The organism is Halopseudomonas pelagia (genome assembly GCF_009497895.1).
Lineage (GTDB): Bacteria > Pseudomonadota > Gammaproteobacteria > Pseudomonadales > Pseudomonadaceae > Halopseudomonas > Halopseudomonas pelagia_A.
On sequence record NZ_CP033116.1, the window covers coordinates 681363 to 695392 of the forward strand.

Below are 14030 nucleotides of genomic sequence, written 5' to 3' on the forward strand. Positions count from 1 at the left end.
TGAGGGTAGGCTCATGCGGTGGGAAGAGTTGGAGCTGCAACCTTGTTCGCTGGCGCGAACACTGGCGGTGATTGGCGACAAGTGGACGTTGCTGGTGCTGCGCGATTGTTTTCTCGGTGTGCGTCGCTTCGATGAATTCGAGAAGCGCCTTGGCATCACTCGGCATCTATTGGCCGGGCGGCTGAAGAAGCTGGTCGAGCATGGCGTATTGGCCAAGGTGGCCTACCAGCAACGCCCGCTACGCGAAGAATACCGGCTGACGCAAAAGGGTCTGGGCCTGCACCCGACCATTCTGACGTTGGTAAGTTGGGGGGATCGGCATATGGCGGATGAGCGCGGTGCACCGGTGCTACATGTGCACAAGGGGTGCGGCCAGATCATGAAACCGGTGGTGGTGTGTTCCGAATGCGCAGAGCCGGTGACGGCAAGGGACGTGCGGGTGCAAGCAGGTACTGGCTGGACAGTGCCAGGGGTGTTACCGCTAGCCGTCAGAGGTGGAACAGACTAGCGCTGCGCCGGATGACTCCGGCGAAGCGCTATTAGCTGGATCAGAGATCCAGTGGCGGGTTTGCCCAGTAGCTGCAACGGTGATAATCAGTGAATTCACTGCTGGCCACCGCCTCGGCGGACGGCACATCCAGTTGCAGCAGCTCACCGCTGGCAGCCTGGGGCCAGGCTGCGGCGACCCCATCCGCAGTATCCGGGCTGCCGGTGCGGGCAAAAGAGGTCCAGTAGTCGACCATCTCAGTTGCGAGTGACTCCAGTTGCTGCTCGTCCCCGGTATGCCGATCGCGCATCAACTGTTCGGGGTAAAGCACGTAAGGAATTTCGCTGGCGTGGCTGGCACCCATCTCGAACTGTATAACCTGCGGTGGCACCAGTGTGTAAGGCGCGTCCTCATCGCGGAACCAGTACTGGAAGGTGTTCATATCCGCAGCGGCGAAAGTGGCGGCATGCACGCTGCTGTTGCAGGCAAAGGTGAACTCGGTCCAGATCGCCGACAGGGCCTGGGAAAGCGGGCGATCCGCGTCCTGATACAGCGCCAGATAATCAGTGGCGATTTGCTCGCTGTCATAGGGCACCATGCCCTGATACGGTGCGAAGAAGTCGGTTACCCGCTGGCGATAGACGGATTCGCCAAGGTCTTCCAGCGGCCCGTCACTGAGCTCATCCAGCGCCACAAAAAGCGTGCCCTCATCCTGGTTGCTGCCGATCATCACATCCAGATCGGTGTTGAAATCCTGTTCTGCCAACGCTTGCATGATCGATTTCGGCAACAGGTCATCTTCAGAATCTACCGCAGGTATGCCCTGCGAGCCCTGCAATGCCAGCAGATCGGTCACACTGGCGGAGCGCAGGCAACTGGGGATACTTGCCGGATCGCTACAGCCCAGAGCCGTTGCGATCTGTTGTCCTTGCGCCTGAGCCACTGCCTTGGGCTGCTGGAAGGGCGCATAGGAGCCGCTCTGGACAATCGCCCGTTGGAACAGATTTTCTGCAGCGGCGCGTGGCGACACAATGTGGCTCATGACGCTATGTCCGCCAGCCGATTCGCCGAACAGCGTGACGTTGTCAGGGTTGCCGCCGAACTCGGCGATATTCTCTTTTACCCAGCGCAGAGCTTGCTGCTGATCCATCAAAGCGAAATTGCCGGCGTCGTCTTCCAGCTCTGGATGGGCGAGAAATCCAAGGTTCCCCAGCCGATAGTTCAGGGTCACGACCACCATGTCCTCGGCAACCAGTCGGGTCGGATCATATTCGCCGCCGCCATTGCCAAATACGAAGGCGCCACCATGAATCCACACCATCACCGGCAGGCCATCTGCTTCGGCCGGGGCGTAGACGTTCAGAAACAGGCAGTCCTCATTACCCTGGACTTGTCGAGTGGTGATATTGGTTTGTGGGCACATATTGCCGAATGCATCGCTGAGCTCCAGTAACGCCTCACGGGGCTCGGCTGCTACCGTGCTGGCGAAACGCAGCTCGCCGACGGGTGGCTGTGCATAGGGGATGCCGCGAAATACCCGCATGCTTTCAGTCTCGATACCCTGAATATCGCCTTCGGTAGTGGTGATTCGCAAGGGATCCGGGACGGGTTCCGGGGTAGGGCTGGCGCTGGAGCCACCCCCGCCGCCGGAAAAGCAGCCGCTCAAGGTAGCGAACATCAGCGCGGCGGTGAGCGCGGTGAGGGTGGGGCGCGCCGTGCTGGCGCTAATAGGGTTTTTCATTGTTGTTATCCTTTGCGGTGACTACTTCCGAAATAACAGACGCGAGCTGTGCGTGAGACAAACACGCAAAGCGTCTGCAATAAGGGCAAAGACTAACTTTGATGGACGCACTGTGCCATGCGCCCAAACGGGTGATGGTCGAGCTCGGAAAATTGCGATATCGGAGGGAGTAGATGAGGTGCCGGGAGCCTTAGAACAAACGTCCTATCAGCGCGGTAACCGCTGTTTCCACGCGCAGTATGCGCGCGCCAAGCTGCACTGGCTGGAACCCGGCCTCTACCAGTTTATCTACTTCATAGGGAATCCAGCCGCCCTCCGGGCCAATAGCCAGGGCAGTGGGTTGAGTGACCGCGCGCGGGCAGGCTGGGTAGTCGCCAGGATGAGCGACCAAAGCCAGTCGCTCAGCGATGAGAGCTGGCAGGCGATCTTCCACGAAGGGCTTGAAGCGTTTTTCGATCTGTATCCGCGGCAAGACGGTATCGCGGGCTTGTTCCAGGCCAAGAAGCAGATTCTCTTCGATCTGCTCCGGTTGCAGAAATGGCGTTTGCCAGAAGCTTTTTTCCACCCGGAAGCTGTTCAGCAGAATGATCTCGGCAACGCCCAGAGTGGCGCAGTGCTGCAGTATGCGGCGGAACATCTTGGGTCTGGGCATCGCCAGCAGCAGCGTCAAAAGCAGTTTGGCAGGTGGCGGTTGGTCCAGTTGCACGCTGAGCTCGGCGTGCTCAGCGCTCAGCGCGAGGAGCTCGCCTCGGCCCATCATCCCACCCAGTTGGCCCACCTTGAGGCTGTCACCCACAGCTGCCTGATGCACCTGTAGCAGATGCTGCAAGCGCCTGCCGCGCAGCAGCACAAGGTCAGCACTGATGAAATCCTCGTCGCGCAGCAGCAGCAGATTCATGCGGGTGGCTGTTGTTCCGGGTCGGTCTCGGCAGCATCGCGCTGGATGGGTTTGAGCATTGAGCTGAAGAGAATGCCGACCTCATAAAGCAGCCACATGGGAATCGCCAGTAGCGCCTGCGAGATCACATCCGGTGGGGTAAGTACCATGCCGATGACAAAGCAACCGACAACCACGTAGGGCCTGATCTGCCGCAGCTTGGCTACATCCACCGCGCCGGCGAGCACCAGCAGAATGGTCGCCACCGGAATTTCAAACGCCAGCCCGAACGCCATGAACAGCGTCAGCACGAAGTCCAGATACTTGTTGATATCGGTCATCACCGCCACGCCCTCTGGCGCGGTACTGGTAAAAAAGCCGAAGACCAGGGGGAAGACCACGAAATAGGCGAAGGCCATCCCCGAGTAAAAGAGCACGATACTGGAAGCCAGTAGTGGCACGGCCAGCCTCTTCTCGTGCTTGTACAGACCGGGCGCTATAAAGCTCCACAACTGGTGCAGCACAAAGGGCATGGCGATAAACAGCGCACTGACCAGCGCTAGTTTGAACGGCGTAAGAAAGGGCGAGGCTACGTCGGTAGCGATCATGCTCGTGCCTTCGGGCATGAAGGCGCGCAGCGGCTCGGAGATAAAGGTGTAAAGGTCGTTGGCGAAATAGAACAGGCCGGCGAAAATCACCATCCAGATCAGAATGATGCGCAGCAAACGTGAGCGCAGTTCAGTCAGGTGGGCTACCAGGGGCATGTCTTCGGCCAACTGCACCGGGGTACGCTTATCGCTCATGGTGTGGTGTCTGCGGCTCGGCTACGGTGGCGTCCGGATTATCCAGTGTGCCTGGGTGATCCGCTGTGCTCGTGAGGTCGGTTGGCTCTAGCGCGGCCTCTTGATCCGACACGGCAGCTGTAGTCTGATCAGTTGCTGTGACACTTTCGCTGCTATTGCGTTTCACATTCGAGACAGGCTTGCTCAGGTTCTTGTCCTGATCCTTGCCGCCTTTCTCAAGCGAGGACATGATCTTTTCATTGTGCAACTGCTGACGGATTTCATCCGCACCGATCTCGCGCTCGACTTGCGCACGCACGTCGGCAAAGCCGCGCTTGGCGCGACCGATCATCAACCCAACGGTGCGGATAAAACCGGGCAAGCGCTCGGGGCCGAGCACTACCAGAGCAATGACCGCAATCACCAGCAGCTCCAGGAAACTGACATCAAACATGAGGATCAGTCCTTGGTGTGCGATTCCTGCTTGCGTTGAGGCTCAACGTCTAGCGTGTCACCGCTTTTGTGTTCGTGATTCGGCTTGTCTTCATCGGTATTGATGGATTTGCGAAAGCCTTTGATGGCTTCACCCAGATCGCTACCCACGCCTTTGAGTCGTTTGGTGCCGAACAGCAGGATGACGATGACCAGTACGATCGCCAGTTGCCAAATGCTAATGCCGCCAAAACCCATTTCAGACCTCCAGGGGCTGATGCCCTATGCCGCGGGCCATGCCCTATGTATGTTGTCGCGCGGCCTTTTCGGCTAGGCCGGAAAGGTCGAAGCGTCGCTCCAGTTCTTGCAGAATGTCTTCCGGCCCGAGGCCCAAATGGCTGAGCATCACCAGGCTGTGAAACCAGAGATCGGCGGTTTCATAAATCAGATCCGACTTGTCGTCGCTGTGCTGGCAATCCTTGGCAGCCAGTAACGTTTCTGTACATTCCTCGCCGACTTTCTCGAGGATCTTGTTCAAACCTTTGGCGTGCAGGCTGGCTACGTAGGAGCTGTCTGCATCGGCTTGTTTACGCTGCTCAAGAACTTCGGCGAGCTGGCGCAGGGTGTCAGTCATGTTTGTGTTCATAAATCTGTTCTGGGTCCTTGAGTACGGGGTCAACGCTATGCCATTGGCCCTCTCTGAATACCCGGTAGAAGCAGCTTTCGCGTCCGGTGTGGCAGGCCATCCCGCCCAACTGCTCGACCATCAGAATAATGACGTCGGCATCACAGTCCAGCCGTAGCTCGTGCAGCACCTGCACATGGCCTGATTCTTCACCCTTGCGCCAGAGCTTTTGCCGCGAGCGTGACCAGTATATGCCGCGGCCCTCGCTAGCGGTCAGCGCGAGCGCTTCGCGATTCATCCAGGCGACCATCAGTACCCGTTGGCTGTGAACATCCTGGGCAATGGCGGGTACCAGGCCATCGGCATCCCACTTGATCATATCCAGCCAGGCGCTGTTATCTGTCGAATCATTCATAGTCAGAAGTGTGCCAGTTATAGGTCAGGTCGCGCCAGTGGTTGTTACGTGGAGAGCGTCTATTCGCCGCGCGGCATGCCACGCCGCAGCACCAACCAGCCACCGACGACGATCAGCAGCCACTGGGTGGGCTCAGCCTGGGTCCAGAGTGCCGGCTCGGCGCCCAACCCGCTGGCCCCGAGTATGCCAAGTAACAAGCCGGCGAGTCGCAGCCCGGTATTGCTGCTGCGGGTCACCACCGGCTGCACCGGTTGCATTGCCAGCCGGTCCAGTGCCTGGCGCGTGCTGTGTAGCAACGGCGGCACCTGCTCGAGCTGCTGCTGCCAGTTGCGCAATTGATGCTGCGGCATGGCACGTTCGCGCATCCAGCGCTCCAGATACGGCTGCCCGGTGGCCCATAGGTCCAGGTCGGGATACAGCTGGCGACCCAGACCTTCGATATTCAGCAGGGTCTTTTGCAGCAACACCAGTTGCGGCTGGACTTCCATATTGAAGCGCCGGGCGGTCTGGAACAGGCGCAACAATAGTTGGCCGAAGGAAATATCCTTCAACGGCCGCTCGAAGATTGGCTCGCAGACGCTGCGGATCGCCGCTTCGAATTCATTGATGCGGGTCTCGGCGGGCACCCAGCCGGAGTCGATATGCAGCTGCGCGACGCGGCGATAGTCACGTTTGAAGAACGCCATCAGATTGCGCGCCAGGTAGTTCTGATCCTCGGGGGTCAGACTGCCGACGATGCCGAAATCGATAGCGATATATTGCGGTTCCCAGGGATGGCTGCGGGAGACAAAAATATTGCCCGGGTGCATGTCCGCATGGAAGAAACTGTCACGAAACACCTGGGTGAAGAAGATCTCGACGCCGCGTTCGGCGAGCTTTTTCATATCGGTACGCTGGTCGAGCAGCGCCGGCATGTCGGTTACCGCCAGGCCGCTGATGCGCTCCATGACCATGACCTTGTGCCGACACCAGTCCCAGTAGACCTTGGGCACATAGAGCAGGGGCGAGTCTTCGAAGTTACGTCGCAGTTGCGAGGCGTTGGCCGCTTCGCGGTGCAGATCCAGCTCGTCGAAAATGGTGTTCTCATAATCCCGCACCACATCCACCGGGCGCAGGCGGCGACCTTCAACGGAGTGGCGTTCGAGCATGCGTGCGGCCAGAAACAACCATTGGATGTCCTGGCCAATCACCTCGCCAATGCCGGGGCGAATGACCTTGACCACCACCTCGGTGCCATCCATCAGCCGCGCAGCATGAACCTGTGCAACTGATGCGGAGGCCAGTGGCTCGGCGCTGAAGCTGGCAAAGATCGACTCGATGGGCAGGCCGAGTTGCTCTTCGATGCGCTTGCGCGCCTGGTCGGCGGGGAAGGGCGGTACCTTGTCCTGTAAACGCGCCAGTTCCAGCGCTATATCGTCCGGCAGCAGGTCGCGACGGGTCGATAGAATCTGCCCGAACTTGATGAACACCGGACCGAGATCTTCACAGGCAAGCCGTAGGCGTGCACCGCGCGAGAGATTCTTCGGTGCTGGACGCAAACGCCAGGGGCCAACCTTCAGAAGAAATCGACCAGCCCAGGGTAGGGGGAAGGCACCCAGTAGCTGATCCAGCCGATAGCGAGTGAAAATGTGCAGGATGCGCATCAGGCGTAGCAGGGCTGTCAGGTTCATAGGTCGTGCGTTTCCGGGTCGGAGGCGTTAAGCCGGGCCAGGCGGGCTTCGAGACGGTCCAGATCCAGACGCAGCTGATGAAGCTGGTCGGCGCTGACGTTGGCTTCTGCGTTGCCAACCAGTTGCCGGCCTTCTTCGGTCAGATACTCGGAGAGGCTGCGGCTCAGGCTTTGCTGCGCTTGTCCCCCCCACTCCCTGCCTGTGCGTAAGAGATTGGCCACCGCATGGCCGGCTACTGGACCAATCCAGCGCGCCAGTTCTGCCTCGCCATCCAGGCGCAAGTCGCCCAGCGCGCTCTGCAGACTGACCAGCACCTGGCTATCGCCACTCAGTTGCAAAGCGGGCTCCTGCAGCAGGCGCTGACGCTGGTCGCTGACCATCAGCCTAGCGAGCAAAGCGCTGGGGGCACTCAATGTGCAGTCGGGAGGCAGCTCAGACGCGCGGAGCAGTTCGATACCTGCGGCGCCAGGCAGTAAATACACCTGCCATTCTGGGTCGCGCGCCTGGATCAATATCACCTTGCCGCTCAATCCGGCCAGGCGTTGAGCGGTCAACGGGTCACGCGCCAGCGCTGCTGTCAGGCTGCGCTGCACGCCGGAAAGCAGGGCCTGGGTGAGCATCAGGGCTTGATGCCCCGATGCAGTGCGACCACGCCGCCGGTCATGTTGTGATAGGTCACGCGGGCAAAGCCGGCTTCCACCATCATCGCCTTTAGGGTTTCCTGGTCGGGATGCATGCGGATGGATTCGGCCAGGTAACGGTAACTTTCCGAGTCATTGGTCACCAGTTTGCCCATCAACGGCAACAGACGGAAAGAATACTGATCGTAAGCCTTGGACAGCATCTTGTTGCCGGGCTTGGAAAACTCCAGTACCAGCAATCGCCCGCCGGGTTTCAGCACCCGCAACATGGAGGCGATGGCGCGGTCCTTGTGGGTCACGTTGCGCAAGCCGAAGGCAATGGTGATGCAATCGAAATGATTGTCGGGAAACGGCAGAGCCTCGGCGTCTGCCTGCACGAAACGCACGTTGCCGGCGACGCCCAGATCCAGCAGCCGGTCGCGTCCGACCTTGAGCATCGAATCATTGATGTCGGCCAGGACCACTTCGCCTTCAACGCCCACCAGCTTGGAAAACTTGCGCGTCAGGTCGCCGGTGCCGCCAGCAATATCCAGCACCTTGTTACCCGGTCGTACGCCGGACAGTTCGATGGTAAATCGCTTCCACAGGCGATGAATGCCCCCGGACATAAGGTCGTTCATCAGGTCGTAGCGCGCGGCAACCGAGTGGAATACATCGGCAACGCGTTTAGCCTTCTCGGATTCGGCGACCGTCTGAAAGCCGAAGTGAGTGGTATTGTCTTGCTTGTGTTTATCGCTCATGGGATCCGTCTGCCTGGGCAAATCAGCCCACATTCTAACCGCTTTTTCCGTGCCAGCGGGGGTTTTCAATAGCCCGTCGTGACGCACTGGCGGGTGACGCGTGGCGGCCTTTACGGCATGCTATGGGCTTGCTGAGCGTCCTACCTCCCATTAAAAGAAGAGAAACGAAAATGGCAACTGTCGATATTACCCGTGAACACAATCTGGGCAAGGAAGTGGCGCGCGAGCGCGCCCAGAAACTGGCTGACAAGCTGGCGCAGAAACTCGACGCGAAATGCACATGGGAAGGTGATGATCTGCTGTTCAAGCGCAGTGGCGCCGATGGTTGCATCAGCGTGTCGGAAGATCAGGTTCGGGTGACGGTCAAACTCGGGCTGATGCTCACCCCTATGGCGGGCATGGTCAAAGGCGAGATCGACAAGGCCCTGGACAAGTATTTGAGCTGATTCGGCGTTTTAGTATGTGTTTTCTAATTTAGCTGCGTAACTTGGCCTACAAGGGTCGAACACCGGCCCATCAATGTATCCATTATTCATTAAAGGAATCATTACCATGGCTAAGAACACCGCAAAGAAAGTCGAAATTGAAGCTGCCTCATTTACTGGCGACGTAAAGAACTATGCTCACCAGATCTGGTTGGCAGGCCTGGGTGCCTACGCCAAGGCCGGCAAGGAAGGCGCTGATTACTTCAAGAAGCTGGTTTCCGAGGGCGAAGCTGTTGAGAAGCAAGGCAAGGAACTGGTCTCTAGCCAGGTCGAGTCTGCCACTAGCAAGGTCAACAGCAAGGTAGAAAGCTTCAAGGACCGGATTCAGGCGCGCACTGGCGGAAGTCTGAACAAGGTCGAAGAAGTATTTGATGATCGTGTTGCTTCTGCCTTGAGCCGCCTGGGTATCCCGAGCAAGAAGGACATTGACCAGCTGTCTGCTAAGCTGGATGATCTGAGTGCTGCACTCAAGTCGATCGACAGCAAGTAAGGTCACAGAGGAGTTACTCCATGGCGGGCAAGAAAAAGCAGGACAAAGACAATGGTTGGGTCGGTGAGATAGAAAACTACTCACGTCAGATCTGGCTGGCAGGTTTGGGCGCTTATGCCAAGGTTGGCAAGGAGGGCGTCAAGCTCTTCGAAAACCTGATCAAGGACGGCGAGGTGGCCGAGAAAGCCGCCAAGTCCGAAATTGACAAGCAGGTTGGATCCATCAAAGGCAAAGCCAGTAAGAGCAAGAAGGATTCCGTTGCGGCGGCACAGTCCAAGGTCGACAAGGCCCGTGGACGCGTCTCCGGCAGATGGAACGAGCTGGAAGAAGCTTTTGACAAGCGTTTGAACAGTGCCGTGTCCCGCCTGGGAGTTCCCTCGCGTGATGAGGTCAAGGCGCTTAACAGCAAGGTTGACGAGCTGACTCGCATGATCAGCAAGATGACCGCTGGGAAAGCACCGGCCAAGGCTGCGCCGAAAGCCGCACCCAAAACTGCGGCCAAGCCCGCTGCCACTCGGTCGGCAGCAGCCAAGCCTGTAAGCAAGCCCAAGGCCGCCGCTGCGAAAGCACCGGCCAAGCCAAAGACGGCTGCCAGCAAGCCAGTGACAGCCCGTGCGGCAGCCAAGCCGAAAGCAGCACCGGCAGCAGCGAAACCGGCCGCGAGCAAAGCGGCACCAAAAGCAGCGCCGAAAGCCGCGGCGAAACCGGCTGCCAAGCCTGCAGCGAAAGCCGCACCCAAGGCTACTCCAGCAGCTAGCAAGCCAACGACAGCGACACCAGCGGCAACGCCGACACCCACGCCAACGGTTGCTCCTGCAGCGCCTGCGGCGGAAAAGCCTTCGAATTCCTGAGGCTTTTTGCACTATTGAAACCCGACCCGCGCAAGCCGGTCGGGTTTTTATTGGCGCTCGTTTATTAGTATGTTTTTTCTAAAATGACTGGGTAGTCTCGATGATGTGGCTGGCAGTAATGGCAGCCAAACCCTTATCAGCAGGAGTGACTACATGGCACAGGTTAAAAAAGAGCGTCTTATTGATTCGAGCATCAACGCCGCCACTGAGGTAACTGATAGCCTCAAGATCCAGGCGAGGCAGCTGTGGCTGGCGACCTTGGGTGCTTACGCGAAAGTAGGCAAAGAAGGTGCCGCGTATTTCAAGGAGCTGGTGAACGAAGGCCAGGCGCTTGAGACGCAGGGCAAGGAACTGCTTTCCGAGCAGGTCGACAGTGCTACCTCTAAGGTTGAGCAGTTCAAAGCCGGGTTCAAGACGCGCGTTGATTCTGCCACTGGCGGACGTCTGGAGAAGGTCGTCGATTCGGTAGAGAAAGGCCGCGCGGAGTTGCTTGGCCGGGTGGGGATTCCCAGCCGCAGTGAGATGCAAAAGTTGTCCGCCAAGCTGGATGAACTGAGCGCATCGCTCAAGGGCGCCAAGCTCGGCTGAGTACCAGGTTGTAGTCCCCTTTACCCGGCCACTGGCCGGGTTTTTTATGCGTAGCGGTTGATCAGCATCAGCATCCATTCGCGGGTATCCGCATCCAGATACGGCAGCAGCAACCCCAGGACCTGCCGCACTCCAAGGGAAGCATCTTGCTGGTCGCCGCGGGTGATGCGTTGGTAGTCCAGCCAGAACAGAAAGGTCTGACACAGGGTGTCCAGCAAGCGCTCCAGGCTCTCGTCATCACAGTCCATATGGCCTTGCTCGCGCAGTGCCAGCAGCACGCGCAGCAGGGTCTTGCGCAGGGCGGCAATCCACTGTTGCATGGCGCGGTTGATAAAACCGTAACGCCCGGTCAGGTTGGATAGATCCTGAAACAGAAAGCGGTAACTGATGATCGATTCGAACAGCAGGTGCAGGAACAGCCAATAATCTTCGGGGCTGAGTTCATCAGGGTCGATGTCCAGTTGCAGCAGTCCCTGGGTATTGTCGATAAACGCATCCAGCAGGGCTTCCAACAGCGCCTCTTTGCCGCGGAAATGGTAATACAGATTGCCTGGGCTGATATCCAGCTCGTTGGCGATATCCAGCGTGGTCACATTGGGTTCGCCGTGCTCGTTGAACAGCGCCAGCGTGCAAAGCAGGATACGGTCACGGGTTTTCATGCGCTTCCTTCAACAGTCATGTACATAACGCCCGGGTGCGGGCCCCAGCGGTGGGTAATCAAGGTTGCCAAGGTAATCGGGTGCTGGCTGCATGGCCCCGCTGTGGCTTTGCAGCCAACTGCTCCAGTGTGGCCACCAACTGCCTCCTTGTTCAACGCTGTCAACCAGCCAGCTAGTCACATCACCGGTCACCGGCCCACTGCGCATGACCGCACCCGGATACTCCGGTGGATTGATCAGGCTCTGGATATGGCCGCTGTGACTCTGCACGAAAACCGCATCGCCGCCCAGACGACCACCCGGGAAACAGTTGTTCCAGGGCACGATATGATCACGCCGAGCGCCGAGATGCCAGCTAGGCTGGCTACACGACTGCAGGTCGATGGGGTGACCGAGCAAGCAGAGGTGCCCCGGGCGGCTCAACGGGTCGCGTTGAAACAGGTCGAGCAGATCTTCCACCAGGCGGGCGGGCAGCCGAGTGCTGTCCTGGCTCCAGTAGAGGATGTCGCGCTTGGCCAGCGGCTGATCGAGGGCATAGCGCGCCAGGGCCTGCGGCCAGACGAACTGTTCCGGCCGCAGCCAGGCGAAGCTGGCGGCCAGTTGCCGGGCACTCAGGTAACCCTGCTGCCATAGTCGTGAGCGGAGCCGTTGTTGCGTGGCTGGCCCACTCAGCCGCAGCAAAGGTGTTTCCAGGTGGGGATCGATGGGCGTTACCAGGTAGCTGACCGAGCAGAGTCTGGCGCTATCGCCCCTGGCCTGCAGCAGCCCCTGAAATAGCAGGCCGAGAAGTCCGCCAGCGCAGACCCCGAGCAAGCTGGCCTGCGGGCTGCCGCTAACAGTGCAGGTGGTTTGCAGGGCTCGATCGCAAGCTCTTACATAATGGCTGAAGCCCCATTCGCAGTGTTCCGCCAAGGGATTGCGCCAACTGATCAGAAACACCTGCAAGCCTTGGTCCAGCGCATGACGGACCAGGCTTTGCTGTGGATTCAGATCCAGCAGGTAGAACCGGTTGAGCGGCGGCGGAATCACCAGCAGTGGATGTTGATGAACCTGGGGCGAAGTCGGTTGGTACTGGATCAGTTCAAACATCGGGTCGCGCAGAACGACCTGCCCCGCCGAGCAAGCCAGGTCGCGGCCAACCAGATAATCATTGTCTTCAATCAGCGGTGCCAGCGGCCGCTTTAGCGCCAGATCCGCAGCCAGATGTTGTACGCCTGCCGCCAAGTTTCTGCCCCGGCTACGCTGCAACTGGCGCAGAAAAACCGGGTTGAGCGGGCTGTTACTGGGCGCCAAAGACGCCTCCAGCTGCATGCCTAGCCAGGCAAGACGGCTGCGGTCGGCCTCATTGATCCGAAGACCTTCCAACCAACCGGCATTTTCCTGCTGCCAACTGAGCCAGGCTTTCAGCACCCGCCGCTGTATCGGGCGCTGCCAGTCGGGATCGCTGAAGCGCTGATCCGCGTGGTCTACCGCCCGGCTGGAGTTGCTTGCCAACGCTTCAAGCAGGCGCCTCCCGAGCCTTAGCGTGTGGCGAACGTGATGGCAGGGTTGAGCGGGGAGTGTGCGCAAAAGCGCCAAAAGGCTATCGGCCAGATCCCCGCTTGATGCGCCAGATAAAGCGGGATCCTGTATCGCGGGCATCCAGCAGTCCTTGTCCAGATACGAATGGGTAATGGGTGATTAGTGTTTGATCACGGCGCTGGCCGGCGGTCTGATTACCGCAGGATGTTTCTCCTCGGCGAGGAAGCGCATGATGATTGGCGCTACCGAGTCGGCACGAGTGACCAGAAACAAATGCCCATCATCAATCACATGCAGTTCCGAATTGGGGATACGCCAGGCAATCATGCGCATGTTGACCAGTGGAATGATCGGATCATCATCACCAGCCAGAATCAACGTGGGTTGCCTGATCTTGTGCAGCCAGTGAAAGCTGGTCCAGCCCAGGCCTGCGAATAGCTGCCAGTAATAACCCACCTTGCCGGAAGAGCGCACTTTGGCTGCGTGCGAGCGGGCCAGGTTGGGGTCGCGGCGAAAGGCGCCACCGTAGATGTCAGGCGCGATTTTGACCACGTGGGAAGGTTGCAGGTAACGCCGCGGGCTGGCCATTTTCCACAGCACATGCGGCCGCCCAGGCACCATTACCAGGCCTGCGGCAGTGGCTGCCAGAATCAGCTTCTTGCAGCGTTCAGGATAGTCATAAGCAAACTGCTGAGCCAGTGCGCCGCCCCAGGAAACGCCGATCACATTGACCTGGGCATAGTCGAGGTAATCCAGCATCCGCGCTGCCAGCTTGGCCAGGCCAGGAAACCGAAAAGGAGTGGACGGTGTGGAGGAGCCGCCCACGCCGGGTGCATCGAATACGATTACTTCCATTTCCGGATCCAGCGCCTGGACGAACGGAAATACCAGCTCCAGGTTGGCGCCAATGCCGTTGAATATCAGCAAAGGCGGCATATGGTCCTTGCCGGGTCGGACGGCCGTTCGCAACACCTGGCCATCCAGTTCAATGGTACGAAATACAAAAGGTTGGGACATGTATGGATC

The 14030-nt window shown here is 59.0% G+C and carries 18 protein-coding genes; 5 read left to right on the forward strand and 13 right to left on the reverse strand.

From position 1 onward, the window contains the following. The first annotated feature begins 13 nt into the window (after positions 1-13). Positions 14-508 carry a winged helix-turn-helix transcriptional regulator gene (locus EAO82_RS03170; protein WP_096346625.1) on the forward strand — a complete coding sequence of 165 codons (495 nt, stop codon included), beginning with the start codon at positions 14-16 and terminating at the stop codon, positions 506-508. 40 nt (positions 509-548) lie between these two features. On the opposite strand, the gene EAO82_RS03175 is transcribed toward EAO82_RS03170, so the two are convergent. The 10 genes from EAO82_RS03175 to ubiE form a co-directional block, all read right to left on the reverse strand. Further along, positions 549-2228 carry a carboxylesterase/lipase family protein gene (locus EAO82_RS03175; protein ID WP_096346626.1) on the reverse strand — a complete coding sequence of 560 codons (1680 nt, stop codon included), beginning with the start codon at positions 2226-2228 and terminating at the stop codon, positions 549-551. A gap of 190 nt (positions 2229-2418) precedes the next feature. After that, positions 2419-3126: a 16S rRNA (uracil(1498)-N(3))-methyltransferase gene (locus EAO82_RS03180; RefSeq protein ID WP_096346627.1), complete on the reverse strand. Its 708-nt coding sequence runs from the start codon at positions 3124-3126 to the stop codon at positions 2419-2421. Continuing rightward, positions 3123-3908 carry a twin-arginine translocase subunit TatC gene (gene tatC, locus EAO82_RS03185; protein ID WP_096346628.1) on the reverse strand — a complete coding sequence of 262 codons (786 nt, stop codon included), beginning with the start codon at positions 3906-3908 and terminating at the stop codon, positions 3123-3125. Before tatC ends, EAO82_RS03180 begins: the two co-directional genes overlap by 4 nt. Continuing rightward, positions 3898-4341, reverse strand: a complete 444-nt coding sequence (tatB, locus tag EAO82_RS03190) for a Sec-independent protein translocase protein TatB (RefSeq protein WP_096346629.1) — start codon at positions 4339-4341, stop codon at positions 3898-3900. Before tatB ends, tatC begins: the two co-directional genes overlap by 11 nt. Positions 4342-4346: 5 nt before the next feature. Next, complete coding sequence (gene tatA, locus EAO82_RS03195; protein ID WP_096346630.1) at positions 4347-4577, reverse strand: twin-arginine translocase TatA/TatE family subunit; 231 nt, start codon at positions 4575-4577, stop codon at positions 4347-4349. A gap of 43 nt (positions 4578-4620) precedes the next feature. Further along, entirely contained in the window at positions 4621-4953 is a 333-nt protein-coding gene (locus EAO82_RS03200) for a phosphoribosyl-ATP diphosphatase (protein ID WP_096346631.1), read from the reverse strand. Beyond that, the gene (gene hisI, locus EAO82_RS03205; protein ID WP_096346632.1) at positions 4946-5359 is read right to left on the reverse strand and encodes a phosphoribosyl-AMP cyclohydrolase; all 414 of its coding nucleotides are present in this window, start codon (positions 5357-5359) and stop codon (positions 4946-4948) included. Before hisI ends, EAO82_RS03200 begins: the two co-directional genes overlap by 8 nt. A 59-nt stretch (positions 5360-5418) precedes the next feature. Continuing rightward, positions 5419-7029, reverse strand: a complete 1611-nt coding sequence (ubiB, locus tag EAO82_RS03210; protein WP_096346633.1) for a ubiquinone biosynthesis regulatory protein kinase UbiB — start codon at positions 7027-7029, stop codon at positions 5419-5421. Then, positions 7026-7649 carry an SCP2 domain-containing protein gene (locus EAO82_RS03215; RefSeq protein ID WP_096346634.1) on the reverse strand — a complete coding sequence of 208 codons (624 nt, stop codon included), beginning with the start codon at positions 7647-7649 and terminating at the stop codon, positions 7026-7028. The genes ubiB and EAO82_RS03215 overlap by 4 nt, the downstream gene beginning before the upstream one ends. Further along, positions 7649-8410, reverse strand: a complete 762-nt coding sequence (ubiE, locus tag EAO82_RS03220) for a bifunctional demethylmenaquinone methyltransferase/2-methoxy-6-polyprenyl-1,4-benzoquinol methylase UbiE (RefSeq protein ID WP_096346666.1) — start codon at positions 8408-8410, stop codon at positions 7649-7651. Before ubiE ends, EAO82_RS03215 begins: the two co-directional genes overlap by 1 nt. A 170-nt stretch (positions 8411-8580) precedes the next feature. Here ubiE and EAO82_RS03225 point away from each other — a divergent pair, with 170 nt between their 5' ends. The 4 genes from EAO82_RS03225 to EAO82_RS03240 all read left to right on the forward strand — a co-directional run bounded on the left by EAO82_RS03225 (position 8581) and on the right by EAO82_RS03240 (position 10824). Next, positions 8581-8856, forward strand: coding sequence for a polyhydroxyalkanoic acid system family protein (locus EAO82_RS03225; RefSeq protein ID WP_096346635.1), 276 nt, complete (start codon positions 8581-8583; stop codon positions 8854-8856). A 106-nt stretch (positions 8857-8962) separates the two neighbouring features. Continuing rightward, positions 8963-9385, forward strand: coding sequence for a phasin family protein (locus EAO82_RS03230; RefSeq protein WP_096346636.1), 423 nt, complete (start codon positions 8963-8965; stop codon positions 9383-9385). 20 nt (positions 9386-9405) lie between these two features. Beyond that, a complete protein-coding gene (locus EAO82_RS03235; protein WP_096346637.1) occupies positions 9406-10236 on the forward strand; it encodes a phasin family protein in 831 nt (276 codons plus the stop codon). 153 nt (positions 10237-10389) lie between these two features. Continuing rightward, positions 10390-10824 (forward strand): phasin family protein, encoded by a 435-nt coding sequence (locus tag EAO82_RS03240; protein WP_096346638.1) that lies wholly within the window; start codon positions 10390-10392, stop codon positions 10822-10824. A 44-nt stretch (positions 10825-10868) separates the two neighbouring features. Here the strand turns inward: EAO82_RS03240 and EAO82_RS03245 are convergent, their stop codons facing one another. The 3 genes from EAO82_RS03245 to phaZ are packed head-to-tail and all read right to left on the reverse strand — an operon-like array spanning position 10869 to position 14021. Continuing rightward, positions 10869-11483: a TetR/AcrR family transcriptional regulator gene (locus EAO82_RS03245; RefSeq protein WP_096346639.1), complete on the reverse strand. Its 615-nt coding sequence runs from the start codon at positions 11481-11483 to the stop codon at positions 10869-10871. Between the two features lie 9 nt (positions 11484-11492). Next, a complete protein-coding gene (locus tag EAO82_RS03250) occupies positions 11493-13124 on the reverse strand; it encodes a class II poly(R)-hydroxyalkanoic acid synthase (RefSeq protein WP_096346640.1) in 1632 nt (543 codons plus the stop codon). A gap of 39 nt (positions 13125-13163) precedes the next feature. Further along, entirely contained in the window at positions 13164-14021 is an 858-nt protein-coding gene (gene phaZ / locus EAO82_RS03255) for a poly(3-hydroxyalkanoate) depolymerase (RefSeq protein ID WP_096346641.1), read from the reverse strand. Positions 14022-14030: the final 9 nt, after the last annotated feature.

Coding starts and splice junctions, on each gene's coding strand:
- EAO82_RS03225 (WP_096346635.1), top strand. CDS start 8,581: ATGGCAACTGTCGATATTACCCGTGAACACAATCTGGGCAAGGAAGTG.
- ubiE (WP_096346666.1), bottom strand. CDS start 8,410: ATGAGCGATAAACACAAGCAAGACAATACCACTCACTTCGGCTTTCAG.
- EAO82_RS03250 (WP_096346640.1), bottom strand. CDS start 13,124: ATGCCCGCGATACAGGATCCCGCTTTATCTGGCGCATCAAGCGGGGAT.
- hisI (WP_096346632.1), bottom strand. CDS start 5,359: ATGAATGATTCGACAGATAACAGCGCCTGGCTGGATATGATCAAGTGG.
- tatB (WP_096346629.1), bottom strand. CDS start 4,341: ATGTTTGATGTCAGTTTCCTGGAGCTGCTGGTGATTGCGGTCATTGCT.
- EAO82_RS03180 (WP_096346627.1), bottom strand. CDS start 3,126: ATGAATCTGCTGCTGCTGCGCGACGAGGATTTCATCAGTGCTGACCTT.
- tatC (WP_096346628.1), bottom strand. CDS start 3,908: ATGAGCGATAAGCGTACCCCGGTGCAGTTGGCCGAAGACATGCCCCTG.
- EAO82_RS03175 (WP_096346626.1), bottom strand. CDS start 2,228: ATGAAAAACCCTATTAGCGCCAGCACGGCGCGCCCCACCCTCACCGCG.
- EAO82_RS03245 (WP_096346639.1), bottom strand. CDS start 11,483: ATGAAAACCCGTGACCGTATCCTGCTTTGCACGCTGGCGCTGTTCAAC.
- EAO82_RS03170 (WP_096346625.1), top strand. CDS start 14: ATGCGGTGGGAAGAGTTGGAGCTGCAACCTTGTTCGCTGGCGCGAACA.
- tatA (WP_096346630.1), bottom strand. CDS start 4,577: ATGGGTTTTGGCGGCATTAGCATTTGGCAACTGGCGATCGTACTGGTC.
- ubiB (WP_096346633.1), bottom strand. CDS start 7,029: ATGAACCTGACAGCCCTGCTACGCCTGATGCGCATCCTGCACATTTTC.
- EAO82_RS03235 (WP_096346637.1), top strand. CDS start 9,406: ATGGCGGGCAAGAAAAAGCAGGACAAAGACAATGGTTGGGTCGGTGAG.
- EAO82_RS03240 (WP_096346638.1), top strand. CDS start 10,390: ATGGCACAGGTTAAAAAAGAGCGTCTTATTGATTCGAGCATCAACGCC.
- EAO82_RS03215 (WP_096346634.1), bottom strand. CDS start 7,649: ATGCTCACCCAGGCCCTGCTTTCCGGCGTGCAGCGCAGCCTGACAGCA.
- EAO82_RS03230 (WP_096346636.1), top strand. CDS start 8,963: ATGGCTAAGAACACCGCAAAGAAAGTCGAAATTGAAGCTGCCTCATTT.
- phaZ (WP_096346641.1), bottom strand. CDS start 14,021: ATGTCCCAACCTTTTGTATTTCGTACCATTGAACTGGATGGCCAGGTG.
- EAO82_RS03200 (WP_096346631.1), bottom strand. CDS start 4,953: ATGACTGACACCCTGCGCCAGCTCGCCGAAGTTCTTGAGCAGCGTAAA.